This is a genomic window from Providencia sp. (assembly GCF_052096715.1).
Classification (GTDB): Bacteria; Pseudomonadota; Gammaproteobacteria; order Enterobacterales; family Enterobacteriaceae; genus Providencia.
This window is the reverse complement of sequence record NZ_JBQDNB010000003.1, coordinates 12,714-38,845: the sequence shown is the minus strand read 5'-3', so window position 1 is coordinate 38,845 and position 26,132 is coordinate 12,714. Positions and strand designations below refer to the sequence as shown.

Sequence of the window (26,132 nt, the reverse complement as noted above, 5' to 3'; positions counted from 1 at the left end):
CTCCTCGCGCAAGGGTACAATAAGCCCTCAAACCTCTGTCAATTTTATTCAGGACCTTCGTCATGAAAACATTAGGCGAATTCATCGTCGAAAAGCAACACGAATTTTCTCATGCAACAGGAGAGCTGACTGCATTACTGTCAGCAATCAAACTGGGCGCTAAAATTATCCATCGTGATATTAACAAAGCTGGACTTGTAGACATTCTTGGCACAAGTGGTGTGTCAAATGTTCAAGGTGAAGTTCAGATGAAGCTCGACCTGTATGCAAATGAAAAGCTGAAAGCGGCTTTGAAAGCGCGTGGAGAAGTCGCCGGTATCGCCTCTGAAGAAGAAGATGAAATTGTCATTTTCGAAGGTGACCGTGCAGAAAACGCAAAATATGTCGTTTTAATGGACCCACTAGATGGTTCTTCAAATATCGATGTAAACGTTTCCGTTGGTACAATTTTCTCAATTTACCATCGTATTACACCAATCGGGCAATCGGTTACTGAGGCTGATTTCCTACAGCCAGGTCATCGCCAAGTTGCTGCAGGTTATGTCGTTTACGGTTCTTCTACAATGCTGGTTTATACGACCGGTTGTGGCGTTCATGCATTCACCTATGATCCATCATTAGGTGTTTTCTGCCTTTCTCACGAAAAAGTAATGTATCCGGCAGAAGGCAAAATGTACTCGATTAACGAAGGTAACTACATCAAGTTCCCAATGGGCGTTAAAAAGTATATTAAATACTGCCAGGAACAAGATGAAGCGACAGGTCGTCCTTATACCACACGCTATATTGGCTCTTTAGTGGCTGATTTCCATCGTAACTTACTCAAAGGTGGAATTTATATCTACCCGAGTACCGCAAGCCATCCTAATGGAAAACTGCGTTTACTGTATGAGTGTAACCCAATTGCATTCTTAGCTGAACAAGCACATGGTAAAGCAAGTGACGGCGTGAATCGTATCCTGGACATAATCCCTACTGAATTACACCAACGTGCACCTTTCTTTGTCGGTACGAAGTCGATGGTTGAAAAAGCAGAATCATTTATGCGTGAATTTCCAGATTCTGAGTAATATCTCTTAGCACTCGATATATGAATATCAAGGCGGGCTCACCCCGCCTTCTTTATTCACTTTTTTCAATGAATTCGTCCCTCTTTACAGCTATAATATTTGCCACATTATCTACTCTAGGGAATTCAGGTTGTATAACGGCCATAAACTAAGCCCGTACAAATGCAATTTGAGCAATAATAGATAGATTGGTTTATAACATTAAAGGATACTTTTCATGGGCCTGAACAATGTACCGGCAGGTAAAGATCTGCCTGATGATATCTACGTTATCATTGAAATCCCTGCTAACGCAGATCCAATCAAATATGAAGTGGATAAAGAATCTGGCGCTCTATTTGTAGACCGCTTTATGTCTACTGCGATGTTCTATCCATGCAACTATGGTTACATCAACAACACGCTGTCATTAGATGGCGATCCTGTCGATGTATTAGTACCAACACCTTACCCATTACAACCAGGTTCAGTGATCCGTTGCCGTCCAGTTGGCGTGCTGAAAATGACGGATGAATCAGGTGAAGATGCGAAACTAGTTGCTGTTCCACACACAAAACTGAGCAAAGAATACGATCACATCAAAGATGTGAACGACCTGCCAGAATTACTGCGTGCACAAATCACTCACTTCTTTGAACACTATAAAGATCTTGAAAAAGGTAAGTGGGTAAAAGTTGACGGATGGGATGATATCAATGCTGCTAAAGCAGAGATCATCGCTTCTTTCGAACGCGCTGCAAAAAAATAGTTTATTCTCTTTAAGAAAATCAAAGTTCTGGCTAAGGTCAGAACTTTTTTTTTGTTCTTTTTATTTTTTGGGCTACCGTTTTTTCGACTCAAAACTTAAAAAAAACGCCGGCACATCCGCCAGCGTTCTATAACTTTCATCACTTCTATGATTTTAATTAACGGACTATAATTCTTATTGGCCCGCTTCTTCATCTCGCTTGAGCCAATCACCGCTCTTAATGTGGCGCAAACCATCAACAGAGTGCCTATACAGATAAATCCAAGCATTACCGTATGGCGTCGGAATTAACTCTCTGACGTAGTCCTGTGAGTTTTTTTTCAGTTCATCTAACTCAGTTAAAATAGACGGATTGATACGATAAACTTCACATTCAATCGAACCATTTCCTTTAACGACCGCAGGATAATACCCTAGATCATAGAGTTCATAGCCTTCTAGTGTATGCTCTCCTAACAGTTGAGCATAGGTCATCCAGTGATGATTTCCCTGCTGGCGCCTTAAACTACCATAAACAATCACTCGCATAATTTAAAACTCAAATTGATAAAGGAGATCCAAGGCCTGGTTTACACCAGACACCGCTTCCAAATAAAGTTTTGGCATTAAACGATAGCGCAGAGTCAATGTTGCCAATGAGTCAAATATCCCAACGCCGTATTTGACTTGTAAGTCATTGGTAATTTTGCCACTCACCACAACTTGGGAACCATCTCCCACACCTTGCGTATCAACAGCCAAATCAGATACACCAAATGTTTCACCAATTTTACCCACTAACTGCCCGCTCTGTGCAACACCAAGGCCAATTAGCATAGATGTCATTTGGGAGCCATTTGCATCACCGCTATCCAAACCTTCCCCTCTTAACAAATAGGATAGTGCTTCTTGCTGTGATTTAGTGGGTTCTGAAAATATCTCTACTTTCGGTTTGTCTGCAAGCCCTGTGACTCTAACACCCGCAACGACATCATCTGCCGTATTATCTGGATTACGAATCGCTTCCAGATTTAAAAATGGCTGATCAGCGGGGCCTGAGAACTGAATTAAACCTTTACGTACGAGCAAATCTTGCCCATAGGCACGGAAACGACCTGTAGGAATATCGATTTGTCCGTTTAGGCTAAGTCCCTGTTTACTCTGCGTAACTTTTAATAAACCTGTTAATCGGGCTTTTAACCCAAATGCATCCAACCTAACGTCATTACCAATTTTAATATCCAAATTTGTTTGGATAGGAATCGAAGGTGCTTTTTCCTCAATTGGCTGCAAGTTACTATCAAGCATAACGACATCAGAGGAAGCACTAACCGCTGACTCAGGCAGTTCTTGCACTGTAATACGAGCCCATGGGATTGTCACGCTCCCATTTAAAACCAGTAACGTAGGTGATGCTTCAAAAACTAAATCAGGTTGCACATCAATTTTAATCATCGGTGGCAAGGAAACACGTAAATTGTTACCTCGAGCCATGATTTTTGCACGCCACGCATCTACGTTACGCCAATCCGCCTCACCATCGATATTCAGATAACCTTCTGGCGTATTGATTTGCCCACTCATCACCGAACTTGCCCCATTAAACGTCACACCTAAACGACCACTTTTAATGTCAAATGGGATCATGGCTGATTTAATTTCTAAGTTTGATAAAGATAAATTACCATTCATCAATGGGTTATTAGCAGATCCCCCTAAACGCAAGTTCGCATTCAAGCTACCGTTCGCGACTTCTTTATGCCCTAACATGGGCTTGATTAAATCCAATGTAATTGAATTTATTTCAATGTTGCCTGCTAGCAAACGGCGCTTTTCTAAATCAGAAATTTGAACGTTGCCTTTAAGCTGCCCGTTATTCGCTATCTTAAATAACCAATTAAGGTCAGCTTTACCATTTTTCAAGGCCGCGCTTAGTGTGAGAGTTTGAAATTCAAATGGTAACCGTGTGCCATCCACGAATTGTGTAGCTTTAATACCATCACCTTGAAGATCAAGTTTCACTTGCGGTAGACTGCCACCTTCTTTCCAAACCGCATTTGCTTTACCACTAAAGACGCCATTTACCCGCGTATCTTTTGGCATAAATGGTTTAATCATCGCTAAATCAAAGCGTTCTAATACAATATCGGCACTACCACTCTTACCAGCTTTGATAGGCTTAGGTACACACAAACGTGCATTTGGGTTTACCCAGCAATGTGTTCCAATCACCACTTCCTGTGTTTGATTCGTATAATTTAGCGACATGGCTTTATTTAATCGCCATTCGCCCACGACAGTATCAAACAAGGTATTGTTAAGATTACCTTTCCAAATCTCAGTGTTTCTATCAAAACTGCCCGCTAGGGCAAGTTGCCCTGAAACTGGCTCACCTTTCATATTTAATTTTAAGGTATGTTGTTTCTCGCTGCCTTTCGCATCTAAGGTCAAGTTACTGATAACGATATCTGCTTGCCTTAACTGACGCAATACAACAGATAACTCCCCCTTAATTTGCTCGCCCGTCGCAACATCCCCTTTGATAACCACATTCTCGATTGATAGGCTGTCTTGCCACCTTACATTACGTCCCGTGATATTGGCGACGGCTTGAGGCGTTTGTAAATTACCGCGTAATTTAATATCACCGGCAATTACACCCCCTAATCCTGGCAATAGGCCATTTAGTGCGGGCGCATTAATTTTTGCATCTAAATTCCATTTATCTGCCAGCGATCCTTTAATATCAACGTTATTTTTACCTAACGCTAAATTGAAATTGGGAATATCCCATTGGCCTGCGGCATTACCTTTAGCTTGTCCACGTGCTTTTAAGAGATTATTTTTAACATTACCGTCGAGGGCAATTTCAGGGATTTCAAGCTGCCAACTACCACCATATAAACTGCCGCGAGTCGCCACTTTACCATCGACTTTTGCCGGCCATTCAGGCCATTGTTTAGCTGTATTAATTCCCGATAATGTCAATACTGCATTCCAGCTAATAGCTTTGCTCCAATCCGCAACGCCTGTAATATCAGCATTCCCTTGTAATGCAGCTAAACGCAAACGCGTTAAATTGATTTGTTCTTCATTACCTTTGGCATCTAACATTAAGGTTGATGGTGGTAAATCTTGCCCTGTAATTGCAGAGCGTAGAGATAAATCGTAAGCTGATGGGCGGCCATTTAGGCGTAAACGTGTTCCATCAAGCTGATATTGCGATTCTCCGACTAGCGGCCAAGCCAACTTATCACTTTCGAGCGTAAGCAATATTGGGAAATCAGCCTGACTCAAATCTGTTTCTGCCTCTAATGTGGCATTAATCGGACCGTTTAAATTCAGTGCTAATTTGAGCTCATCTAACAAGCTACCTTTTAGTGATAAATCAACTTTCTGCCCATTGAGATCCTCTAAACGGCTTTCCCCCACCACAGAAATAGATACTGGCCACTTATCTTTTAATGTTGCAGTTCCTGATAAAGCTAAATTACCTTCAGGCGCATCTACTTCAAGCTGTTTTAATAATACATTTTGCCCATCATTTGATAGGCTCAAATAAAGGCGATTAATAGTAAGGTCAGTACTGCCTTTCAATTGAAAATTAGAGGCGTTGATACCTTCAACATTGAGGTCTACTGGTAAAATTATCTCAGGTAATTGCGCCAGCAATGGCTTAGCAAATAAGGCTTTTAGTTCATCACCTATCGATTTCTGTTCATTGATAGGTATTTCTGTAATCGGTGCCTCAGCTTGTTCTTTCGCCGCCTCTTCCATTACCGGTAAATTAATTGCTAAATCAATAATATCGGTTGGAATAATAGTCATGGCCTTTTTCTGCCACGTTATCCCTGTCGAGAATTTCGCTAAATCAATCGTCATTCCATCCACATTGACATGAGTTGAAACCAACGATAACTGATTCAAGCGAATAGTCAGTGGTGCATTTAAGGATGTTAATGGCTCCGATGGCGGTGTTTCTTCTGAAGGAGGGAATGCGGTTGTATCGATATTAACGGTAACATTATCAGTAGAAAGTGTATCGATGCATACTTCACGGCGAGTTAAACAACCTAAACGTAAGGCCAAATGAAGTTTTTGCGCATTAACATCAACACCAGGCATTTGATATTGCACACCCGATAACGTTAAATTACTAATATCCCCTTCAATTGATTGGATCTTTAGTTCAGGCACCCAACGTGTGGCCGAATTTAAGGCAAAATGTAAACCTGATTGTGTTCCCAATACCCAGCTTAGAGCAGCAATAATAAGAACTAGAATTAATAAAATGGAAATACTGATCCATTTAAACCACTTCATCCATTTCATAGTTCTGTCCCCAAACCGATGTAAAACTGAATTTTGTTATTATCAGGATCGCCAATCGGTGTTGCGAGGTCAAATTTGATAGGTCCAACAGGAGATACCCAACGCAGTCCGATACCGGCACCCGTTTTAAAATCACTAGTTTTAATATCATTCACGGCTTCACCGGAATCAATAAAGGTCGCCCCCCACCAATTACCCGTAAAATTGTATTGATATTCCATCGAACCGACAGCTAATTTAGAAGCGCCCGTCAATTTACCCTTGCTATCTTCAGGCGAGATTTTTTGATAACCATAACCGCGAACACTACCATCCCCCCCCGCAAAGAAACGTAGGTCTGGTGGTACTTTGTCAAAAGCATTGGTTTCTATCCACCCTAAATTACCACGCAAGATAAAGCGGTGGCCTTCCCATGGTGTTCTGATCCACACATGCTTAGTTTGTAATACAAGAAAATCAATATCTGAACCCCAAATTTTATTTGAGTAATCAATTGAATAACGTTGGCTATCACCCCATGTTGGCATGACGCCACCACGCTGGCGAATACGGCTCACATTGGCGCCAGGATAAAGCAACATGGTAGTATTTGTGATATCTGCTTGGGTAAAGCTACTGAGCATCCAACGCATATTCACGCCATATTGCCATCCCGTTGAATAGTCCCAGTTACGCGAAACGTTTAATGTCGTGGTATTCGATTGAGTATCGTTTAAATCGGTACGTTTAAACCCGCCTTGAACGGCATAGTATTGTTCGAGTGGATTCGCTTTTAACGGAATTTTATAGCTTGCATCAATAAGTTGCTCTGGCTGAGACAAGCTAATACTGGAAGATAAACTTTGCCCGCGAGAGTTAACCCACGGCTTATTCCACGTTGTTTTTACACGAGGCCCCACATCAGTACCATAACCGCCCCCGAGCTCAATGAAGTTTTGTGCCCGAGGCGTCATCACACCGTCCATCGGTAATTCGTCTGTATTCTCTTCTCTCGCTTTAGCAATATTGGGTGTCACAATCGCAGAATTAAACCAACCAGTTTCAGCCAACCTACGGTTAAATTCAGCTAATTGCTCAGAAGTGTAATACTCACCCGGCTTAAATGGAGAAAGGTTATTTAGATAGTCTTCACGGATTTGTGAACCTTGATAAGAGATTGATCCAAAACGATAGCGTTTACCACTATTAAAATCAAAATCCCAATAGGCCGCATGATTTTCAAGAGAAATACCTAGCTGGCTTTTCTCCATGACGGCATCAAAATAACCTTTACGAACAGCAAGACTACTAAACTTACCTTTAAAATCCTCATACTCGCCATCATTCTGGATAGTACCGTCCTTAGGCGTATTACTTTTGATCATCTTTTCATAATCTGAATCTGTCTTCGCCGCACCTTCTAATTCCACTTTCACGCCTTGAACTAAAATAGGTTCTCCTGGCATGACTTTTGCTGTCAATATTGAACGCGCGGGCGGTGTTTTTTCCTGATAACTAAATTCAACCGTGGGTTCATAATAGCCAAGAGGCTTTAAACCTTCTTTAATAGCTTTTTCTACCCTTGCACGAAAACGTCCATTTGGTACGACTTCATCTTGTGAAATATTAGAAAGTTGCACTCGCACATTTTGATTTAGTTGGCCTTCAAGTCCTTCAATATTAAGACGAAGATTCGCAGCGTACACCACAGGCACAGCCACAGTTAAACACAGAAAACAGATGATAGGGTATTTCGACACGCCTACTCCTAAGGTGATTGATAGATTGACTAAAGGCTTCAGATTAATTTATTTTGAGTAAAATTGATCATAGACACAAGTTTTTATCCCATTTTTTAACTTATTTGTGCGCTCACAATATTTATCTCAACGCAAATGTATAGGAATTATTATGTCTTCTAATAAATTTCACGCAGTTAATAACTCGCAAGCTCTACCGGGTAGACAAGTTGCTATAGCGCCCTCACCATACCATGCGGTGAACCATCATTCGATTGAGATTATTCCTAAGAATGCGGAAACTGCGTACTTTGCTATGGGCTGTTTTTGGGGAGTAGAGCGCTTATTTTGGCAGCAAACTGGCGTTTACTCTACATCTACAGGCTATTGCGGTGGGATCACGCCAAATCCAACCTATGAAGAAGTATGTTCTGGACTCACTGGACACACGGAAGCCGTACGTATTGTATTTGATCCACAAGTCATTAGTTACGCTCAGCTATTAACTTTATTTTGGGAAAATCACGATCCCGCTCAAGGTATGCGCCAAGGTGGTGATATTGGTACGCAATATCGCTCAGCGATTTATACTGTATCGGATGAACAATCTGCATTAGCAGAAAAAACGCTACAGGATTATCAACAAGCAATGATTAAACAGAATGATAATCGCCCAATTACCACTGAAATTGCGCCCCTTGATATATTTTATTTTGCTGAAGATTATCATCAGCAATATTTATACAAAAACCCAAATGGTTACTGCGCATTAGGTGGGATCGGTGTTTGTTTACCACAATAGCCTTTCCTTTGATTTTATTAATATTCTAAATAATTCAAATTGTAGCTAGTCGACAAATGAAAGCGTCTTGGGGAGCATACATAAGTATGTGACCTAAGCGATTGAATGTAGCCAACAACGCTACAGCTTGAATTAGAATTTAAATATTCTAAATAATTCAAATTGTAGCTAGGCGGCAAATGAAAGCGTCTTGGGGAGCATACATAAGTATGTGACCTAAGCGATTGAATGTAGCCAACAACGCTACAGCTTGAATTATGACGAATAAGGATTATGACGAATATATAGCCAGACAATTTAACCTAATGCTATACTGGCGTGACTACTCATATACTTCGCGCATATTGCGCTACAATATATTTACGTACTTAATATATTTATATATTCGAAACGATACCTTCAGGGCTTTGTTGAATGCAATAAATTCCTGAAGGTGTGTCTGGATAACTTATGCTTAACAGTTTGCTGTTTGTTCTTTTATTATGTGCAATAAGCGCATTTTTTTCTTTGTCAGAAATATCTCTGGCCGCCTCTCGCCGCATTAAACTCAAACTTATGGCTGATGAAGGCAATATTAATGCCGCTCGAGTCCTAAAGTTACAAGAAATGCCGGGAATGTTTTTTACTGTTGTTCAAATTGGTCTCAATGCCGTGGCTATCTTAGCTGGTATTGTCGGGGAATCCGCATTTTCCCCCGCATTACAAGGGTTCTTTATTCAGTTTTTATCTCCTGCATTGGCACAACAAATCGGTTCCATTCTCTCTTTTGCCATTGTGACAAGTTTATTTATTTTAGTCGCTGATTTAATTCCTAAACGTATTGGCATGGTAAAACCTGAAGCGATCGCTATGCGTATTGTTAATCCGATGCGCTTTTGCCTACTGCTACTGAGTCCATTAGTCTGGTTTTTTAATGGATTAGCAAACCTGATCCTCAAATTATTTAAATTACCTATCGCTCGTAATGAAGATATTACTTCTGATGATATTTTTGCGGTGGTTGAAGCGGGTGCTGTGGCTGGTGTTTTACGTAAACAAGAGCATGAATTAATTGAGAATGTATTTGAACTTGAATCACGAACCGTTCCATCTGCGATGACGCCACGTGAAAGTATTATTTACTTTGATAAACATGAATCAGAAGACAGCATTAAACATAAAATTTCGACACAGCCCCATTCAAAATTCCTTGTCTGCTCAGATGATATTGACCATGTCATTGGTTATGTCGATTCAAAAGAATTACTTAATCGCGTTCTAAACGGTCAAAGCCTAGGCTTGCAAGATGGTGTACATATTAGAAGTGCCCTGATGATCCCTGATACACTTTCACTATCGGATACATTAGAAGCATTTAAAGCCAATGCCGTCGATTTTGCCGTTATTCTAAATGAATATGCACTCGTGATGGGTATCATTACTATCAATGATGTAATGATCACTTTAATGGGCGATTTAATTGGGCCAAACCCGGGGCAAGAAGAACAGATTATTGCTAGAGATGAAAATTCTTGGCTAGTCGAAGGTGGAACACCTATCGAAGATGTGCAAAGAACATTAGATATTGATGATTTCCCTGACTTTAGCAATTACGAAACAATTGCGGGTTTCATGATGTATCGACTCAGAAAGATGCCTAAACGCACTGACTATGTGAAATATGCAGGTTACAAGTTTGAAGTCGTTGATATTGATAATTACAAAATCGACCAGCTATTAGTGACACGTATTACAAATGCTCCGGCACCTGTCATTGTTCAACCTGGAAAAAACAGTACAGAAACGGCTAACACCAAAAAGCAAACCAAAGATAGTGATAATAAACCAGCTTGATAGCAAAGCCATTTCTTTCAATGCGCCACTTTTGTGGCGCTATTATTAATCAAACTAACTATTTTGTTACTTTAGCTATTTGACTAATAATTCAACTATTAATCTAATCCTAACGCCCTATCCAAGCTCTGTGCGCAGTAAAAGCACCTGCTTGTTAACTTCACTCATGACATTATAGTGGCGCTTATCACTAACCTTGGGTGGTAAAATCTTCCCATAATTAAACTCAAAAGCTCCGAAATCCTTTATATAGAGTCTGCCACTGAAGAGGGTTTTGACATAAAGAGCAATCTTAAATGGGTTGTAGCGGTTAAAAATTTTCATTAGAACTTTTCTCCCCTATGTTCTTTTGCGGTCGTTCTCTTACGGTATCCGTTAATTCATACTGTTACTAATCATAGACCAGTAATTCAGCTTTTGGTTCTAAAATTGCAATTTTATTCAATTCACTGACAGAAAATGACACTATAAAATATCTAAAAATACCCCGACAAACCTTGTGTTTATGCTGAATTTTAAAAAAATGTTAATTTTCTTCTTGCAACTCATCCGATGAGCTATGCTATAAGTATGAGTACAAAAAGCATGATTTTTATTCACAAAAATCAACAATCAAAACGATAACTAAAGGTACCCCTATGATAAGAAAATTTTTACTTTTGATCTGTTTGCTTGGGCTATCCTCGACGGTATTAGCAAGTAATATACTGACAAATCAATCAGTTCCTTCAGTTTCCGTCACTGATAAAGGTGAGCTAATATTAAATAATGAAGATAAACTAGATTACCAACCGTGGAAAAGCCAACAACTCATCGGGAAAGTTCGTACTATTCAACACATTGCAGGTCGCTCATCTGCGAAAGAGCTTAATAACCCATTAATTGAAGCAATTAAGCAAGCCAAACTACCTCATGATACCTATCAAACAACCACAATCATCAATACTGACGATGCTATCTTTGGCACCGGTGTGTTTGTTAAAAATAGCGTTGAGGACAGTAAAAAAGAGTTCCCTTACTCACAATTTATTGTTGATAGCGATGGCTTGGTAAAAAGTGCGTGGGAGTTATCACCTGAGAATTCGGCGATTATCATCTTGAATAAACAAGGAAAAGTATTATTTTTCAAAGAAGGCGCTCTCAGCCAACAAGAAGTTGATAAAGTACTTGGATTATTAGTCTCTGAACTTGCTAAATAGGCAATAATTAACATCACAAGAGCATACCCTATTATTTTTAGCCGATGACTTCTTTAGGTTTAAGTTTACCTCAAGGAAGTCATCTCAATTTTTACAGTCAGTTATGCTAAAATACCCTTATATTAAATATGCATAATTATTTCTATTTTGTTAATAATCAAGCAAAGTAATAATATCAATGTAATTGTATTTAACATCACCCCCAGTATATTTTCACGCAAAAGCCTCCCGCTTCAACATTTGAAAATAACAGCCGCATGTGATGTAGCTGTGCAATACGTTTTGCAATCGACAATCCTAAACCGCTACCCGTTTTTTCTTGTCCCGGTGGTCGATAGAATCGCTCTCCAAGCCGACTGAGCACCTCTGGTGGGACTGTATCACCATCATTTTTAATCTCAAGATGGTCACGAAAAAGTATCAACTCAATTTTGCCTTTTTCTTTACCATAACGAATTGCGTTATGGAGTAAATTTCTTAATAAAACAGACAATAAAAGTTGCTGACCTTGAAATACGGGTGGTTCCTTAATAATGACTGTTTCAAATGTTACTTGGTTAGCGCGTGCTTCTGCCGCTATGTCGCTAACTGACGACTCAATCAGATTTATCCATGATAATTGCGCAACATCTTCCAACTGAGTCGATGATTCCAATCGTGACAGCATCAATAATTGGTCGACTAACCGACTTGCTCTATCAATCCCTTCCGATAAATTAGCTACCGCATGTTCTCGAATAGCGCGATCATTTCCGGCAATTTGTACAACTTCAGCCTGAACTTTAAGCGCGGCAAGTGGACTACGTAACTCATGGGCTGCATCAGAAGTGAATTGACGTTCACGTACAAACATGTGATTAATGCGTTCAAATAAACCATTGAGTGCATCTAATATGGGCTTTGCTTCACTAGGGATCTTTGGCACTTTAATTGCGGTTAATTCATCAGGTTTACGGTCAACTAACTGAGTTGCAACATCACGCAATGGCTTTAATGCACGAGTCAATAGCCATAAAAATAAAACCAACATGATAGGCAATGCCACTAACCAAGGAATAAACTGAGCAATCATGATATCTGCTGCCATTTCTTGCCGATATTCCCATTCTTGTCCTACCACAATGATATATTGATCATCGAGTGATTTTAACCAGACAAAACGCCACGGATCTTTACTGTCTTTAATGAAACCTTCAGTGAATCCTTCTCGCTTAAATTGAAATGGTATTTTTTTACCATTGTCACCATCATTGAGTACCATTTCGCCGCTTGGTGTAAAAATAGCAAATGCTAAGGCATCATCATCCTGATCACCTCGATTTTTACGCAATAATTTTTTAGTTTTCACGAGTGAAGGCTGGCTAAGTTCAAGATCTGAGGGTAATACAGATAACCGCTTGGCAAAAACCATTTGCTGAGTATCAAATAATTCATTAATCGTTTTATAGGTTTGATACCATGCGAGAGAGCTCGCAATTCCCCAAGTCATTAAAGCCAGTAAAAGTAGCGTTAAGGTTAATTTCAGTCTCAAGCTAAATGTTTTCATTGCTCATCACCTAATCGATAACCAACGCCATGAATAGTTCGAATAAATTTATTACCTAACTTGCGTCTTAAATGGTGTATATGCACTTCAACCGCATTGCTGGAAACTTCTTCGTCCCAGTTATAAAGTTTTTCTTCGATCAGTGCCCGCGAAAGTACTTTATTAGGGTTATGTAAAAAAAGTGATAACAATGCGAACTCTTTAGCCTTAAGTTGAATGGATTCACCCTTCATCGTGACGGTCATTGCAACGGGATCCAGTTCAACATCACCGTGAGTCAGTTTAGGAGAAAGCTGGCCACTACGGCGTCGATTTAGCGCTTGCAAGCGTGCAGCAACCTCAACTAAAGCAAAAGGTTTGCAAAGATAATCATCAGCGCCTTGCTGCAACCCTTGGACACGCTGATCCAACGCATCTCTAGCCGTTAAGATTAAAACGGGTTCATCACGACCTTCTTTTCGCCAGTACTTTAAAATATCCATGCCATCTATTGCGGGAAGTGAAAGATCAAGTACAACCGCATCATAAGGAGCATCAAATAAAGCTACCTGTCCTTGTTTTCCATCCATAAACCAATCAACGGTAAAACCTAACTGCGTTAACCCCACCTTTAAACCATCGCCAATTAACCTGTCATCTTCGACCAAAAGAATTCGCATTTTTTCCTCCATCTCGGAATATTGGTATATTTATATTATAATATTAAGGATGACTAGCTATTATTAGCCAAATTAAAAATATATTTTTTTAATTTGAGTTCTTAAGATCCTGTTAAGATTTACCTGCTTTAATACACTCCATAAAGCAAGTTTACGTTATTAACGGAGATAATACTGATGAAAAAATTACCTTTAATTGCCTTAATCGCTGCACTCGCTGCTGCCCCTGTTCTTGCTGCTACTAGTAATGCGAATAATGTTGCTAATGGTGGATTTAATGGCCCTGGCACGGTGACAAGTACACCGAATCAATCAACTCAAACGGGTGGATTCTCAGGACCAAACAATAGCGAAACTACTGTCGCTAAAGCACTGGATATGTCAGATGACAGCTGGGTTATTTTACGTGGTAATATTGTTAAACAGTTAGATAATAAACATTATGAATTCACTGATGGTACTGGCTCCATTACACTAGAAATCAGTCCAAAACGCTGGAACGGAGTGAATGTCACCCCGACAGATAAAATTGAGATTCGTGGCAAAATCGATAAAGATTGGAATTCAAGAGAAGTTGAAGTTAAACAAGTTCAGATAATTAAGTAAATGATTAAAATCTAGTTATCTTTAACAACTATGGCAAGGTGACGATATAAATAGTCACCTTGCCTTAATCATTACCGCCTACTCTCATCTCTCACCTATTCCCCCCTTTCTAACAACAGTGCTAAATTATTTGTTATTAATAGGTCAGTTAAGGTAGCAAGATGTCTATAAAGCAGCCTCAAATCCGTAATATCACTGAAAAATTACTTTCTGATAACTGGTATATTCTCAAAAAATTCACTTATGAACTTCAGCGAAGTGATGGAAGTTGGCAAAAACAAGAACGTGAAGTTTATGATAGAGGCAATGGCGCTGTCATACTGCTATACAATAAAATAAAAAATAGCATTATTCTTATTCGCCAATTTAGGATGCCAATGTACCTCAATGGCTACCCTCATTTATTAATCGAAGCTCCCGCAGGGTTGCTTGATAACGCTTCTCCAGAAGAAAGAATTATCGCTGAAGCGGAAGAAGAAACTGGTTTTAAAATCAATAAAATCGAAAAAATTTTTGAAGCCTTTATGAGCCCCGGATCGGTAACTGAAAAACTCTATTTTTATATTGCTGAATATAATGATATTGATCGTCAAAGTTGTGGAGGTGGGCTCGCAGAAGAAGGTGAAGATATTGAAGTTTTAGAATGGCCTTTTCCCAAAGCTTTAGAGGCGATTAAAAATGGTGAAATTGTCGATGGCAAGACCATTATGTTAATACAACATTTAGCGCTCAACACAATTTTAAAAAAATAAATTATCTGCGCTTCATTAAAAGACAATTTCATTATATTTAACTTATTTCCCTTCTCAATAATGAAAAGGGAAATTGTCGACATATTTTATTATCACTTGTATATTCGCAATAATCCATTAAAGACGGTCTTTATTGGACTATTAATTTATCCATATAATTAATACAGCTAAAAAACCACAACTAACTGATATTAATCATTTAAATGAAAATTTAAATTTAAATTTCAACTATTTTTATCACACATGTAAAAAAAACTAAAATATAGGTTATTTTCATTGCGATACAGAGAAATAAAATCAATAATGCTTTTAAGCTAGTCTTGAAAATATCTTACATTTTTAATTTCTAACCAAAACATCAATATAGTCTTTTTATGAATTGCTTTTTATTTATAATCTATGAATGCTGATTTAGTGTTAATTATTAAGCAATATTATTATTAATTGAGGAGCTAAATAAGATGATACGTTGTATTCGTATGTGGACAGGTGAAGATGGTAATTCCTTATTTGAAGAAGGTAGTCTAGAACTCAATAAAGTCGCAAATGCAGAGGGAGATAGCCAAACTCCAAATATCGCTGCTAGCGCGCTCTCTTTTCGTGAAACTGTATCTGGTGGATCATTTGACTGGCACAAAGATCCCGTCCCTCGTTATGTCATCACCCTTACAGGTACTTTAGAATTTGAAACCAAAGATGGTTCCACCTTTATTATAAAGCCAGGTGATATTTTACTGGCGCAAGATAATACAGGTACAGGACATAAATGGCGGCTCATTGGTGATGAACCATGGCGTCGTGCTTATGTTATGTATCAAGAAGGGACAGACTTGTGTTTCACACCTGCTAAGTAATAGGAATTTTTCATGACAAAACCTATCTCAGAAAATGTTGATATCGCCCTCGTTGGCGCGGGTATTATGAGCGCCACACTCGGCACTTTTCTTAAAGAATTAGAACCTTCATTAAATATCGCCGTATTTGAAAGACTGAATGACTGTGCGCAAGAAAGTTCTCACCCGTGGAATAATGCGGGAACAGGTCACGCGGCTAACTGCGAAATGAATTATACGCCACCGAATCCCGATGGTACTGTTGATATCAGTAAAGCTCTTGAAGTTAATACTGAATTCGATCTATCTCGCCAATTATGGTCATACCTTGTTTCTAAAGGAAAAATCAAAAACCCGCGCGATTTTATACACCCCTGCCCACACATGAGTTTTGTTTGGGGTGAAGATAACGTGAAATTTTTACAACAGCGTTATCGTCAAATGTCAGCGCACCATTGCTACCACAACATGGAATACAGTGACGACCCTAAACAAATAAATGAATGGGCGCCACTTATTATGGAAGGGCGTGATCCAGAAGAAAAAATTGCGGTCACTCGTGTCACCACTGGCGCAGATGTTGACTATGGCGCACTCACCCACTTATTGATGGCTCAACTTAGTGAACAAGAAGGTTTTGCACTGCATTACAAACAAGAAGTCATCGATATAAAGCAAACCGCAGATGGTAGATGGAGAGTTGAAGTCAAAAACTTGCTCACCCATGAAAAATCAGTGACTTCTGCAAAATTTGTGTTTGTTGGAGCCGGTGGTCGCGCCATTGAACTGCTACAAAAATCAGGTATCCCAGAAGGAAAAGGGTACGGAGGCTTCCCTGTTAGCGGGATTTGGCTACGCTGCGATAATGAAGAAATTGCAGCTCGCCATCATGCTAAAGTCTATGGTAAAGCGGATAAAGGCTCACCACCAATGTCTGTCCCACACTTAGATACTCGTATCATTGATGGAAAGCGTTCTCTACTCTTTGGCCCTTATGCTGGATTTTCCAGTAAATTCCTCAAACATGGCTCCTACTTGGATTTATTCGAGTCAGTAAGACCGAATAATATCGAACCGATGTTAGCAGTCGCCAAGGATAACTGGCCGCTAGCCGAATATTTAGTCGGTCAAGTATTACAAACATCAGCACATCAGTTCGCCATGCTCAAACAATTCTACCCAGAAGCACAGCATGAAGATTGGAAAGAAGTTGTCGCAGGTCAGCGTGTGCAAATCATCAAACCTGATCACGATAAGAAAGGTGTTTTAGAGTTTGGTACGGAGCTAATTACCAGCGCAGATAAGTCATTTACCGTATTAATGGGCGCATCGCCAGGTGCCTCTACTGCGGCATTTATTTCACTGAATATATTAAAAGAATGTTTTAAAAATGAATTAGATACCAATGGATGGGAAGCTCGCTTAAAAGAGATTATTCCAACTTATGGAATCGATTTAAAACAGGATGCGAAAGCTTGTTTGGATATCCGAACAGCAACCGCAAAAGTGCTTCAATTAGATAATTAGTCTTTGTTAATAGGTTGGGTAACTACTTACCCAACCTAAAAATCAGTTAATTAAAATAATATCACGCGAAAACCCGGATTTAAAAAAGACTCACGAGGTGTATAATCGAGTGTTTTTCCAGTCCAATCAATGACTTTAGCACCCGCACCAATTGCTACTGCATGTCCTGCGGCCGTATCCCAGATGTTGGTTGGCCCAAAACGTGGATAAAGCTGAGCTTTACCTTCTGCGACTAAACAAAACTTAAGTGATGAGCCAATTTCTACCGTCGTATGCTCACCCATTTGAGTCAAATAGTCCATCAACTCACTATCTTGATGAGAACGACTGATCACTATTACGGGTGGTTTGGCATCATAGACATGAATGGGTAGCTTCTTTCCACCTTCTTCTTTCCATGCTTGATCATCTTGCGCATAGTACAGCAACTCTTTAGCTGGCGCATAAACAACTCCCATCACAGGTACACCATTTTCTATCAAAGCAATGTTTACCGTAAAATCACCATTACGGTTAATAAACTCTTTTGTTCCATCAAGAGGATCAATCAGCCAATAGCGCTGCCAATTTTGTCTTACTGACCATTCAGGTGGATCTTCTTCAGACAATTGAGGAATATCCGGCGCGATACGTGCTAAACCTGCCTCAATAATTTTATGAGCTGCAATATCCGCATCTGTCACAGGAGAATCATCACTTTTACGCTCAACCTGTAGCGGTTCAGGTGCATTGTAGATTTTCATAATGGCATTGCCGGCATCGATCGCCAATTCACAAATTTGTTTTAGCATTTTATCCACCTCTTTCTCTCATTCTTTCTATCAAGACTAGCAGCCCAACCAATCAAGTGCACGAAATTTAGACTATAAAAAAATCCCTCACCATTGGTTAAAATGATGAAGGATTTTATAAAAATAGCTAAAGTTGAAGATTACTCGCTGAAAATTACAGGATTTCCAACAGCTCTACTTCAAAAACAAGCGTACTAAATGGTGGAATTGATGCACCAGCACCACGCTCACCGTAAGCAAGCTCATGAGGGATATACAGCTCCCATTTAGAACCCACTGGCATCAGTGTCAATGCTTCAATCCAACCAGGGATAACACCACTGACAGGGAACTCAGCAGGTTCTCCACGTTGAACAGAGCTATCAAATACAGTGCCATTCACTAAACGACCCGTATAATGAACACGAACGCGATCAGTACGTGCAGGAATTGCACCGTCACCTTGGTTAATCACAGAAAATTGTAAACCAGATTCAGTGGTTGATACACCTTCACGCTTTTGGTTTTCATCAAGGAATTGTTGACCTTCTGTTGCCATCGCTTCTTGACGAGAAACACGAATTGCATCAGCACGTTCGTGGATTTCACGCAATGCATTATGCAATACGTCAACTGGAACTGATGGCATATTGCCTTCTAAAGCATCCGTTAAACCTGCCAAAATCGCATTTGGGACTAAACCTTCAAGTCCTGATTCCAATAATTGCTGCCCAACTTGTAGACCAATACCGTAGCTCGCTTGAGCTTCTACTGAATCAAAATTTTGGTTTGCCATGAAAACACCTGTATGTTTTTGTGAAAAAACCAAGAATAACAGCCCCTAACCTATGGGTAAACCTAAACTATAGCTATAAAGAATAAAACTCTCTATTTATGTCAGAATTTTGTATCACGGACTCAGTGTTCTCTGAAAAATAGTGTTAGGTTATTAAATTGCTAAAAAAGGGTGCTAGTATGCGTATAAATACTCTATATTTTGCTGATTAGCAGGCTATTTCCTCAATAATAAGGGAGGAGTGATGTTTAAACTTTCAACATTCCATCGCTATGGTATTGCGATTTTGGCGCTGATTATTATCGTTGCCCTATTTTGGCCCGCGGATGATAAATCAATCGTTCAAAATCAACCTATTGTGATCCCACCGCCGACAACACCTGAAATTGTCCCCGAGCCAATTCCTGAACCAGTAGCGACGCCACAAACTCAAGAGCCAGAGTCGCCAACGGGTAATCAAGGTATGTTGCCCCTTGAACCAGAAGTGATACCTGACCCCATAGAGCCGCCTGTAACAGAGCAGCCTACGGTAACACAACAGCCATCAACAACACAGCCAACTAGGCCAACAAAGCCTCAATCGACTCGACCAACGACAAATGAATGGCAAAATTATCGAGTACAAAAAGGCAAAACGCTTGCCCAACTGTTTCGTGATAACCGTTTACAAGCGAATGATGCTTTTGTCATGGCACGGGTTGAAGGCGCTGAAAAACCCTTAAGTAATTTACAACAAGGTCAAAAGATCCGATTGAAGGCTAATGCAAAAGGTGAGGTTCAATTATTAGAAATCACCACACCGGATGGAAAAACGTATAGTTTTGCCAGACTCAGTGATGGTAGCTACTACCGGACACCATAGTCGTCTTTGCAGGTGGCGATAACTGATACTCCATTGTCAGTTGTAAGCCATCTGCTACCTAATAGATATTAACGACCTACACGGTTAATACATCGTTTATTGATTATATTTCATGCTGAATGAGTCATGATATCGACGAATAAAATTATCAGTAGATAGGAAGTAAGGTAGAAATAGAATTGAGGAAGGTGTGAATTTAAATGCAAAAAACACCGGACAGGCCGGTGTTTTTCATAGCACTACTGATCACTCAATAGTACCTACCATCGTAACTAATTACTCAGAAACGATGATAACGTTAAGCTCAGCGAAAACATCACTGTGTAACTGGAAGTGAACTACATGGTCACCAGTTGTACGCAGAACGCCATTTGGCAGGCGAACTTCGCTTTTCGCGATAGCAACGCCAGCTGCAGTAACTGCATCAGCGATATCACGAGTACCGATTGAACCAAATAATTTACCTTCGTCACCAGCTTTAGAAGCTAGAGTAACAGAACCCAGCGCAGTAACTGCTGCTGCACGAGCCTGTGCTGCTGCGAGAACGTCAGCTAATTTAGCTTCCAATTCAGCGCGGCGAGCTTCGAAGAATTCGATGTTTTTCTTAGTCGCAGGAACAGCTTTACCCTGTGGTACTAAGAAGTTACGAGCATAGCCCGATTTAACGTTAACCTGATCACCCAGGCTACCTAGGTTAGCTACTTTATCAAGCAGAATAACTTGCATTACCTTATCCTCTTAAAGTCGTTAATGGACAGTACCAATTACTGATGACGATCAGTGTATGGTAACAGAGACAGGTAGCGAGCGCGCTTGATAGCACGAGCGAGCTGACGCTGATATTTTGCACGAGTACCGGTGATACGGCTTGGTACAATTTTACCACTTTCAGTGATGTAGTTTTTCAGCGTTGCGATATCTTTATAGTCTATCTCTTGAACGCCTTCCGCTGTGAAACGGCAGAACTTGCGACGACGGAAATAACGTGCCATATGGCTAGTCTCCAGAATCTATCAATTCAATCTGCTCGGCATGGAGAACTAATTTACTGATTCCATTACGACCCTGATGGGTACTAATGAAACCGGTAACGGTAATCCAACTGCCGACCGTTATACTCTGAGTATGGGATTGCAAGGCTTGTCCACTGACAATTATGGGCATTCTGCACCATGCTTGCCTAGACATTCCGGCTTCCAGTTGTTGTGAACGATGTTCTAAAACAAACTGGCAGTGAGGAATGCCCGATGGACTCACTTTTCGAATCAATGCTTTACAGACTGTGCCTGTTAGCACCAAACGATTAGTGGTCACCTGTCAATTACTCTTCAGAATCCCCAGCTTCTTCAGTTTCTTCATCCTGATAATCATCAGATTGGTCACGGCCGCGACGTTCGTCTTTAGCTTTAACCATAGAAGAAGCTTCTGTCACCGCGTGTTTAACGCGCATAACCATGCTGCGGATAACGGCATCGTTGAAGCGGAAGTTAGTTTCCAGCTCATCAATCGCTTCCTGTGGAGCTTCTACGTTCAGAAGAACATAGTGTGCTTTGTGCAGTTTATTGATTGGATAAGCCAGTTGACGGCGGCCCCAGTCTTCCAGACGGTGAATTTGACCTTGCGCGTTAGTGATTGTAGCACTGTAACGCTCGATCATGCCCGGAACCTGTTCGCTTTGGTCAGGATGGACCATAAAAACGATTTCGTAATGACGCATGAGTAGTTGCTCCTTACGGATTATTAGCCTCCTGTCAGGGTTAACCGCGGCCCGCGGAGGCAAGGAACTTATTGAGTGCGGCTAAAAAATTGACGCGTAACTATACCCATCCCTGAAGAAAAACTCAAGGGATGGAAGCTAAATTAAACTAATATTTTAATATTCGCTTATTTAGCTAAGTTATATTGATAACTTATTTTGCCAAACGCTGACGAACAGCTTCAAACAAACACACACCTGTTGCAACAGAAACGTTCAGTGATGAGACTGAACCTGCCATTGGAATGCTAATAAGCTCATCGCAGTGCTCACGAGTCAGGCGGCGCATACCTTCACCTTCTGCACCCATTACAAGCGCAAGAGGGCCATCCAGTTTGCTCTGATATAGATTATGATCAGCTTCACCCGCCGTACCGACAATCCAAACATTATATTCTTGCAGCAAACGTAATGTTCTCGCCAAATTTGTGACACGAATAAGTGGAACGTTTTCAGCTGCACCACTTGCCACTTTTTTAGCTGTCGCATTCAATTGAGCTGACTTATCTTTCGGAACGATAACGGCATGAACACCCGCAGCATCGGCACTACGTAAGCAAGCACCAAGATTATGTGGATCAGTCACGCCATCAAGGATCAGTAAAAAAGGAGACTCGATTTTTTCGAGTAAATCGGGTAAATCCCCCTCTTGATACTGTTTACCCGGCAGGACATTGGCAATAATACCTTGATGTACTCCACCTTCAGTCTGAGAATCCATCCACTGTTTATTTGCCACTTGCACAACAATACCTAGCGCTTCAACTTCACGAGCCACAGATAGCAAACGACGATCTTCACGACCTTTTAAAATAAACACTTCTTTAATGCGCTGAGGAGAACTCTCAAGCAAGGCTTTCACTGCGTGAACGCCATAAATAATTTCGCTCATAAATATCTTTTGTGTTGAGGGAGTTAAAGGTGGCCTCGGCCACCTTACTTAATGAACAAACCGGTCAAAACTCAATTATCCGCTTTTTTGGAGGATTTTTTCGCGACACGTTTTGCTTGTAATTTTGCACTAATTTTTTTGGTTTTATCCGACGGTTTTTTACTTTTAGCCTGATCTTTCACTTCAGATTTTTGGTCACTACCTTTACCTTTTTTCTCTGAACGACGAAAAGCAGCGTCTGGCTCGAAGTTTTTCTCTTTACTTGCCGCCCCTTTTCTACGAGGAGGACGCGTCGCACCTTTCACTTCTTTTTTAGCTCTATCTCGACCCGTTTTACCCGGATTTTTTGCTTTACGCGTTGTCGAAATTAATGCGAAATCAATTGTGCGTTCTTCCATATGAACAGCTTCGACACGGATCTCAACTTCATCACCTAATCGATAAGTTGTGCTCGATGATTCACCAATCAAGCGCTGCCCAACAGCATCATAGCGATAATAATCGTTATCAAGCGTTGAAATATGCACCAGCCCATCGATAAATAGGTCGTTTAAACGGACAAAGAAACCAAAGCCTGTCACACTCGTGATAAGCCCAGTGAATACCTCACCAACATGATCTTGCATAAAATCACATTTCAGCCAATCAGCTACATCACGAGTGGCTTCATCGGCACGACGTTCAGTCAGTGAACAATGTTCACCCAGCTGCAACATGCTTTCCATGTCATAGTGCCAACCGCCAGTTTCCGTCCAATGTTTACCTGAGTTGCCATGCTCTTTTTCTAATAGGTATTTAATACCACGATGCAATGATAAGTCAGGATAACGACGAATTGGTGATGTAAAATGACCATATGATTTCAGTGCTAGTCCAAAGTGACCGCGATTTTCTGGATCATAGATAGCCTGTTTCATAGAACGCAAAATCATCGTTTGCAATAATTCGTGATCAGGACGTTCTGCAACATCTTTCATCACCTGCGCATAATCTTTCGGCTCAGGTTTCATTCCACCTGGTAAAGTCAGTCCTAATTCACTAAAGACGGAGCGCAAGTTCATCACGCTTTCTTCTTTTGGACGATCATGCACGCGGTATAGCGCCGGTTCTTCGTTTTTCTCAACATATCGTGCAGCAGCAATATTCGCTAAAATCATGCACTCTTCAATCAATTTGTGCGCATCGTTTCTTTCAACAGGCTCAATACGTTCAATACGGCGCTCTGCATTAAAGATAAACTTAGCTTCTTCTGATTCAAAAGAAATTGCCCCACGTTCAATACGCGCACTATCTAATGTTTTATACAATTGATGCAAATGCTCAATATGTGGCACTAATGCTTTATAGTGCTCACGTAACTCTTCATCGCCCTGTAAAATTTTCCACACTTTAGTGTAAGTCAATCGAGCATGAGAGCTCATCACCGCTTCATAAAATTTATACGATGACAAACGACCCGACTCTGAAACGGTCATTTCACAAACCATACAGAGACGATCAACCCCTGGGTTCAATGAACATAGGCCATTTGACAATACTTCCGGCAACATAGGTACAACTTGTGACGGAAAATAAACCGAGTTACCACGGCTACGTGCTTCCGTATCTAATGCAGTTTGCGGACGCACATAATAACTCACATCCGCGATAGCAACCCATAAACGCCAGCCGCCACCTTTTTTCGGTTCACAATAAACCGCATCATCAAAGTCACGCGCGTCTTCGCCATCAATAGTTACTAATGGCAACTTGCGTAAATCAACCCGGCCTTTTTTAGCGGATTCAGGTACATTTTCATTCAAATCAGCAACTTGTTTTTCTACCTGTGCTGGCCATGAATGTGGAATTTCGTGAGTACGTAATGCGATTTCAACCGCAATACCCGTTCCCATGGCTTCACCCAGAATTTCAATGATGTTGCCGACTGCTTGAGAGCGACGTTGTGGCCTTGTGACTAACTCGACAACAACAACATTACCCATTCTTGCGCCACAATTTTGCTCTTTAGGGATCAAAATATCAAAGCTAAGACGGCTGTCATCAGGGACAACAAAGCCCATACCGGCTTCAATAAAATAGCGACCAACAATTTGATTATTTCTTGGTTCAAGCACGCGAACTACACGGACTTCGGTACGACCTTTACGGTCTTGTCCATGAGGTTGAGCCAAAATAACATCACCGTGCAACGCACGTTTCATCTCTTCTTGAGATAAATAGTAATCTTCTTTTTTACCTTCTACGCGTAAAAAGCCATATCCGTCTCGGTGGCCAATAACTTTACCTTTCAGTAAATCTAAGCGTTCAGGTAATGCATAGCATTTACGACGTGTAAAAACTAATTGTCCATCACGTTCCATCGCTCTTAAGCGACGACGTAAAGCTTCTAACTCATCTTCAGTCGATAAGTTTAATATTTCAGCGATTTCTTCGCGACTAGCTGGTGTACTACGTTTAGAGAGAAGATCGAGAATAAATTCTCGGCTAGGAATCGGGGATTCGTATTTTTCTGCTTCTCTTTCCTGGAAAGGATCTTGTGACATCGTTACCTCCGTGTCATCAGAATTCATAACTACTGCGATATTAATCAAGCAGTAATTGATAGAGCGGACTGTTATCTTTCACCATATCCGCCAGCGTATATTGATCAAGTTCTTGTAAAAACTGTTGTATTGCCTGCTGAAGTACGCTTTTTAAACGACACGCAGGCGTAATATGACAAAACTCGCCACTACAATTAACAAGGGTTAGGGGTTCAAGTGCTCTGACGACATCCCCTATACGAATTGATTCTGCTGGCTGGCCAAGAGTGATGCCGCCATTTTTGCCACGAGTGGCTTTAATATAACCGAGATGACTGAGTTGATTAATAATTTTAACCATATGGTTACGAGAGACACCATATACATCAGTGACTTGTGTAATGCTAGTCATTTTTCCTTCAGGGAGCGATGCAAGATAAATAAGCGCTCGTAACCCATAATCTGTAAAACTAGTAAGCTGCACAATCACCTCAAAATTTTTGGCTGTTTACTTTCAGGTCGCCGATTTATCGACTCTCATCAAAATAATTTATTCAAAAGCGCAAACAACCTATTTAAAATATCCAACTCTCAACGATATCTTAAAGTTAGATATAGCCTGAGCTCGATATTACAAGGTTGACATCAAAAAGAAGTCAACAATAACAATACTACACAACCGCATAAGCATACATAACATATTATAAGCTAAATCATTCAAGTTGCTGTGACTTGAAGTATAACGGTATTGACAGTTTAGCTTATTACCAAGGGCAAATATGTATCCAATTACACAGAACATTCACTTTTATTCGTCATTATGTTGAATTTCTGATGTTTTATCAAAGGGGATTTATAACGGAGGAAGGGAAATTAAGATGATGACAATGAAATAAAAAAACAGCGCCCATTAAGAGCGCTGTCAGTTTT

Annotated in this window: 25 protein-coding genes; 10 read left to right on the top strand and 15 right to left on the bottom strand. The window is 40.4% G+C overall.

Translation table 11 applies throughout. The features are described 5' to 3' along the window. The first annotated feature begins 62 nt into the window (after positions 1 to 62). Positions 63 to 1,070 (top strand): class 1 fructose-bisphosphatase, encoded by a 1,008-nt coding sequence (gene fbp / locus ACTH6U_RS03265; protein ID WP_294104204.1) that lies wholly within the window; start codon positions 63 to 65, stop codon positions 1,068 to 1,070. Between the two features lie 217 nt (positions 1,071 to 1,287). Then, positions 1,288 to 1,818 (top strand): inorganic diphosphatase, encoded by a 531-nt coding sequence (gene ppa / locus ACTH6U_RS03260; protein ID WP_294104206.1) that lies wholly within the window; start codon positions 1,288 to 1,290, stop codon positions 1,816 to 1,818. Between the two features lie 174 nt (positions 1,819 to 1,992). On the opposite strand, the gene ACTH6U_RS03255 is transcribed toward ppa, so the two are convergent. The 3 genes from ACTH6U_RS03255 to tamA are packed head-to-tail and all read right to left on the bottom strand — an operon-like array spanning position 1,993 to position 7,868. Further along, on the bottom strand, positions 1,993 to 2,346 hold the full coding sequence (locus ACTH6U_RS03255) for a gamma-glutamylcyclotransferase family protein (protein ID WP_294104207.1): 354 nt from the start codon (positions 2,344 to 2,346) through the stop codon (positions 1,993 to 1,995). Positions 2,347 to 2,349: 3 nt separating this feature from the next. Continuing rightward, positions 2,350 to 6,129: an autotransporter assembly complex protein TamB gene (gene tamB / locus ACTH6U_RS03250; protein ID WP_441831580.1), complete on the bottom strand. Its 3,780-nt coding sequence runs from the start codon at positions 6,127 to 6,129 to the stop codon at positions 2,350 to 2,352. Further along, on the bottom strand, positions 6,126 to 7,868 hold the full coding sequence (tamA, locus tag ACTH6U_RS03245; protein ID WP_441831579.1) for an autotransporter assembly complex protein TamA: 1,743 nt from the start codon (positions 7,866 to 7,868) through the stop codon (positions 6,126 to 6,128). Before tamA ends, tamB begins: the two co-directional genes overlap by 4 nt. Positions 7,869 to 8,019: 151 nt before the next feature. On the opposite strand from tamA, the gene msrA reads away from it, so the two are divergent. Together msrA and ACTH6U_RS03235 are read left to right on the top strand one after the other, a co-directional pair. Further along, positions 8,020 to 8,649 carry a peptide-methionine (S)-S-oxide reductase MsrA gene (gene msrA / locus ACTH6U_RS03240; protein WP_441831578.1) on the top strand — a complete coding sequence of 210 codons (630 nt, stop codon included), beginning with the start codon at positions 8,020 to 8,022 and terminating at the stop codon, positions 8,647 to 8,649. A gap of 450 nt (positions 8,650 to 9,099) precedes the next feature. Then, complete coding sequence (locus ACTH6U_RS03235; protein WP_336429357.1) at positions 9,100 to 10,482, top strand: hemolysin family protein; 1,383 nt, start codon at positions 9,100 to 9,102, stop codon at positions 10,480 to 10,482. Positions 10,483 to 10,599: 117 nt separating this feature from the next. Here the strand turns inward: ACTH6U_RS03235 and ACTH6U_RS03230 are convergent, their stop codons facing one another. Beyond that, entirely contained in the window at positions 10,600 to 10,806 is a 207-nt protein-coding gene (locus ACTH6U_RS03230) for a DUF1107 domain-containing protein (RefSeq protein WP_294104215.1), read from the bottom strand. Between the two features lie 314 nt (positions 10,807 to 11,120). Here ACTH6U_RS03230 and ACTH6U_RS03225 point away from each other — a divergent pair, with 314 nt between their 5' ends. Beyond that, positions 11,121 to 11,681, top strand: a complete 561-nt coding sequence (locus tag ACTH6U_RS03225) for a YtfJ family protein (RefSeq protein WP_441831577.1) — start codon at positions 11,121 to 11,123, stop codon at positions 11,679 to 11,681. A 196-nt stretch (positions 11,682 to 11,877) separates the two neighbouring features. Here ACTH6U_RS03225 and qseC read toward each other — a convergent pair whose 3' ends face one another. Next, on the bottom strand, positions 11,878 to 13,227 hold the full coding sequence (qseC, locus tag ACTH6U_RS03220; protein ID WP_441831576.1) for a quorum sensing histidine kinase QseC: 1,350 nt from the start codon (positions 13,225 to 13,227) through the stop codon (positions 11,878 to 11,880). Next, entirely contained in the window at positions 13,224 to 13,886 is a 663-nt protein-coding gene (gene qseB / locus ACTH6U_RS03215) for a quorum sensing response regulator transcription factor QseB (RefSeq protein ID WP_434719696.1), read from the bottom strand. The genes qseC and qseB overlap by 4 nt, the downstream gene beginning before the upstream one ends. A gap of 177 nt (positions 13,887 to 14,063) precedes the next feature. Between qseB and ACTH6U_RS03210 the strand changes: the two genes are divergently transcribed. The 4 genes from ACTH6U_RS03210 (at position 14,064) to mqo (ending at position 17,604) form a co-directional block, all read left to right on the top strand. Further along, positions 14,064 to 14,492 (top strand): YgiW/YdeI family stress tolerance OB fold protein, encoded by a 429-nt coding sequence (locus ACTH6U_RS03210; protein WP_294104223.1) that lies wholly within the window; start codon positions 14,064 to 14,066, stop codon positions 14,490 to 14,492. A gap of 161 nt (positions 14,493 to 14,653) precedes the next feature. Further along, positions 14,654 to 15,244, top strand: a complete 591-nt coding sequence (locus ACTH6U_RS03205; RefSeq protein ID WP_294104227.1) for an NUDIX domain-containing protein — start codon at positions 14,654 to 14,656, stop codon at positions 15,242 to 15,244. 461 nt (positions 15,245 to 15,705) lie between these two features. Further along, positions 15,706 to 16,098 carry a cupin domain-containing protein gene (locus ACTH6U_RS03200; protein ID WP_294104229.1) on the top strand — a complete coding sequence of 131 codons (393 nt, stop codon included), beginning with the start codon at positions 15,706 to 15,708 and terminating at the stop codon, positions 16,096 to 16,098. 12 nt (positions 16,099 to 16,110) lie between these two features. Next, a complete protein-coding gene (gene mqo / locus ACTH6U_RS03195) occupies positions 16,111 to 17,604 on the top strand; it encodes a malate dehydrogenase (quinone) (RefSeq protein WP_294104232.1) in 1,494 nt (497 codons plus the stop codon). A 50-nt stretch (positions 17,605 to 17,654) separates the two neighbouring features. Here the strand turns inward: mqo and cysQ are convergent, their stop codons facing one another. Further along, positions 17,655 to 18,395, bottom strand: coding sequence for a 3'(2'),5'-bisphosphate nucleotidase CysQ (cysQ, locus tag ACTH6U_RS03190; RefSeq protein WP_294104233.1), 741 nt, complete (start codon positions 18,393 to 18,395; stop codon positions 17,655 to 17,657). Positions 18,396 to 18,549: 154 nt separating this feature from the next. Then, positions 18,550 to 19,170 carry an FKBP-type peptidyl-prolyl cis-trans isomerase gene (gene fklB, locus ACTH6U_RS03185; RefSeq protein ID WP_294104236.1) on the bottom strand — a complete coding sequence of 207 codons (621 nt, stop codon included), beginning with the start codon at positions 19,168 to 19,170 and terminating at the stop codon, positions 18,550 to 18,552. Between the two features lie 244 nt (positions 19,171 to 19,414). Between fklB and ACTH6U_RS03180 the strand changes: the two genes are divergently transcribed. After that, the gene (locus ACTH6U_RS03180; RefSeq protein WP_441831575.1) at positions 19,415 to 20,032 is read left to right on the top strand and encodes a LysM-like peptidoglycan-binding domain-containing protein; all 618 of its coding nucleotides are present in this window, start codon (positions 19,415 to 19,417) and stop codon (positions 20,030 to 20,032) included. A 276-nt stretch (positions 20,033 to 20,308) separates the two neighbouring features. On the opposite strand, the gene rplI is transcribed toward ACTH6U_RS03180, so the two are convergent. The 7 genes from rplI to nsrR form a co-directional block, all read right to left on the bottom strand. Continuing rightward, entirely contained in the window at positions 20,309 to 20,758 is a 450-nt protein-coding gene (gene rplI, locus ACTH6U_RS03175; protein ID WP_294104240.1) for a 50S ribosomal protein L9, read from the bottom strand. A 38-nt stretch (positions 20,759 to 20,796) separates the two neighbouring features. Continuing rightward, positions 20,797 to 21,024 carry a 30S ribosomal protein S18 gene (rpsR, locus tag ACTH6U_RS03170; RefSeq protein ID WP_000135199.1) on the bottom strand — a complete coding sequence of 76 codons (228 nt, stop codon included), beginning with the start codon at positions 21,022 to 21,024 and terminating at the stop codon, positions 20,797 to 20,799. Positions 21,025 to 21,028: 4 nt separating this feature from the next. Beyond that, positions 21,029 to 21,346: a primosomal replication protein N gene (priB, locus tag ACTH6U_RS03165; RefSeq protein ID WP_294104260.1), complete on the bottom strand. Its 318-nt coding sequence runs from the start codon at positions 21,344 to 21,346 to the stop codon at positions 21,029 to 21,031. A 7-nt stretch (positions 21,347 to 21,353) separates the two neighbouring features. Beyond that, the gene (gene rpsF, locus ACTH6U_RS03160) at positions 21,354 to 21,749 is read right to left on the bottom strand and encodes a 30S ribosomal protein S6 (RefSeq protein ID WP_294104262.1); all 396 of its coding nucleotides are present in this window, start codon (positions 21,747 to 21,749) and stop codon (positions 21,354 to 21,356) included. A gap of 193 nt (positions 21,750 to 21,942) precedes the next feature. Then, a complete protein-coding gene (gene rlmB, locus ACTH6U_RS03155) occupies positions 21,943 to 22,680 on the bottom strand; it encodes a 23S rRNA (guanosine(2251)-2'-O)-methyltransferase RlmB (protein ID WP_294104264.1) in 738 nt (245 codons plus the stop codon). Between the two features lie 71 nt (positions 22,681 to 22,751). Continuing rightward, positions 22,752 to 25,223 (bottom strand): ribonuclease R, encoded by a 2,472-nt coding sequence (gene rnr / locus ACTH6U_RS03150; protein ID WP_336429370.1) that lies wholly within the window; start codon positions 25,221 to 25,223, stop codon positions 22,752 to 22,754. A 40-nt stretch (positions 25,224 to 25,263) separates the two neighbouring features. Further along, positions 25,264 to 25,686 carry a nitric oxide-sensing transcriptional repressor NsrR gene (gene nsrR, locus ACTH6U_RS03145; protein WP_294104267.1) on the bottom strand — a complete coding sequence of 141 codons (423 nt, stop codon included), beginning with the start codon at positions 25,684 to 25,686 and terminating at the stop codon, positions 25,264 to 25,266. Positions 25,687 to 26,132 lie beyond the last annotated feature (446 nt).

Coding starts and splice junctions, on each gene's coding strand:
- fbp (WP_294104204.1), top strand. CDS start 63: ATGAAAACATTAGGCGAATTCATCGTCGAAAAGCAACACGAATTTTCT.
- ppa (WP_294104206.1), top strand. CDS start 1,288: ATGGGCCTGAACAATGTACCGGCAGGTAAAGATCTGCCTGATGATATC.
- ACTH6U_RS03255 (WP_294104207.1), bottom strand. CDS start 2,346: ATGCGAGTGATTGTTTATGGTAGTTTAAGGCGCCAGCAGGGAAATCAT.
- tamB (WP_441831580.1), bottom strand. CDS start 6,129: ATGAAATGGATGAAGTGGTTTAAATGGATCAGTATTTCCATTTTATTA.
- msrA (WP_441831578.1), top strand. CDS start 8,020: ATGTCTTCTAATAAATTTCACGCAGTTAATAACTCGCAAGCTCTACCG.
- ACTH6U_RS03235 (WP_336429357.1), top strand. CDS start 9,100: ATGCTTAACAGTTTGCTGTTTGTTCTTTTATTATGTGCAATAAGCGCA.
- ACTH6U_RS03230 (WP_294104215.1), bottom strand. CDS start 10,806: ATGAAAATTTTTAACCGCTACAACCCATTTAAGATTGCTCTTTATGTC.
- ACTH6U_RS03225 (WP_441831577.1), top strand. CDS start 11,121: ATGATAAGAAAATTTTTACTTTTGATCTGTTTGCTTGGGCTATCCTCG.
- qseC (WP_441831576.1), bottom strand. CDS start 13,227: ATGAAAACATTTAGCTTGAGACTGAAATTAACCTTAACGCTACTTTTA.
- qseB (WP_434719696.1), bottom strand. CDS start 13,886: ATGCGAATTCTTTTGGTCGAAGATGACAGGTTAATTGGCGATGGTTTA.
- ACTH6U_RS03210 (WP_294104223.1), top strand. CDS start 14,064: ATGAAAAAATTACCTTTAATTGCCTTAATCGCTGCACTCGCTGCTGCC.
- ACTH6U_RS03205 (WP_294104227.1), top strand. CDS start 14,654: ATGTCTATAAAGCAGCCTCAAATCCGTAATATCACTGAAAAATTACTT.
- ACTH6U_RS03200 (WP_294104229.1), top strand. CDS start 15,706: ATGATACGTTGTATTCGTATGTGGACAGGTGAAGATGGTAATTCCTTA.
- mqo (WP_294104232.1), top strand. CDS start 16,111: ATGACAAAACCTATCTCAGAAAATGTTGATATCGCCCTCGTTGGCGCG.
- cysQ (WP_294104233.1), bottom strand. CDS start 18,395: ATGCTAAAACAAATTTGTGAATTGGCGATCGATGCCGGCAATGCCATT.
- fklB (WP_294104236.1), bottom strand. CDS start 19,170: ATGGCAAACCAAAATTTTGATTCAGTAGAAGCTCAAGCGAGCTACGGT.
- ACTH6U_RS03180 (WP_441831575.1), top strand. CDS start 19,415: ATGTTTAAACTTTCAACATTCCATCGCTATGGTATTGCGATTTTGGCG.
- rplI (WP_294104240.1), bottom strand. CDS start 20,758: ATGCAAGTTATTCTGCTTGATAAAGTAGCTAACCTAGGTAGCCTGGGT.
- rpsR (WP_000135199.1), bottom strand. CDS start 21,024: ATGGCACGTTATTTCCGTCGTCGCAAGTTCTGCCGTTTCACAGCGGAA.
- rpsF (WP_294104262.1), bottom strand. CDS start 21,749: ATGCGTCATTACGAAATCGTTTTTATGGTCCATCCTGACCAAAGCGAA.
- rlmB (WP_294104264.1), bottom strand. CDS start 22,680: ATGAGCGAAATTATTTATGGCGTTCACGCAGTGAAAGCCTTGCTTGAG.
- rnr (WP_336429370.1), bottom strand. CDS start 25,223: ATGTCACAAGATCCTTTCCAGGAAAGAGAAGCAGAAAAATACGAATCC.